General features: G+C 32.6%; 1 protein-coding gene. It reads left to right on the top strand.

Features of this window, described 5'->3' with window-relative positions; genetic code table 11:
* On the top strand, positions 1 to 746 hold a 746-nt coding region (locus tag KAR67_RS09395; RefSeq protein ID WP_225982081.1), incomplete at both ends, for a methyl-accepting chemotaxis protein.

Raw genomic sequence — 746 nt, 5'->3', positions numbered from 1 at the left:
GGTAATCTTACTGCAAGAATTACAGCTAATCCTAGAAATCCACAATTAATAGAACTTAAAAATGTTCTAAATAGACTTTTAGATGTTTTACAAACTAAAGTAGGATCAGATATGAATGCTATTCATAAGATCTTTGAAGAATATAAGTCTTTAGACTTTAGAAATAAACTTGATAATGCTAATGGTAGTGTTGAAGTTACTACTAATGCTTTAGGGGATGAAATCGTTAAGATGTTAAAACAAAGTTCTGACTTTGCTAATCACTTAGCCAGTGAAAGTTCTAAACTTCAAAGTGCAGTTCAAAACCTTACTTCATCTTCTAATTCTCAAGCAGCTTCTTTAGAAGAAACTGCAGCTGCTTTAGAAGAGATTACTTCTTCTATGCAAAATGTTTCAGTTAAAACCAGTGATGTTATCACTCAATCTGAAGAGATTAAGAATGTTACAGGTATTATTGGAGATATTGCAGATCAAATCAATCTTCTAGCATTAAATGCTGCTATTGAAGCTGCAAGAGCAGGAGAACATGGTAGAGGCTTTGCCGTTGTTGCTGATGAAGTTAGAAAGTTAGCTGAGAGAACTCAAAAGTCTTTATCTGAAATAGAAGCTAATACTAATTTATTGGTTCAATCTATCAATGATATGGCAGAATCTATTAAAGAGCAAACTGCAGGTATTACTCAAATCAATGAGAGTGTAGCTCAAATTGATCAAACCACTAAGGATAATGTAGAGATTGCTAATGA

The organism is Campylobacter sp. JH32 (assembly GCF_017846535.1).
Lineage (GTDB): Bacteria > Campylobacterota > Campylobacteria > Campylobacterales > Campylobacteraceae > Campylobacter_D > Campylobacter_D coli.
This window is presented reverse-complemented; position numbering and strand designations above follow the sequence as displayed.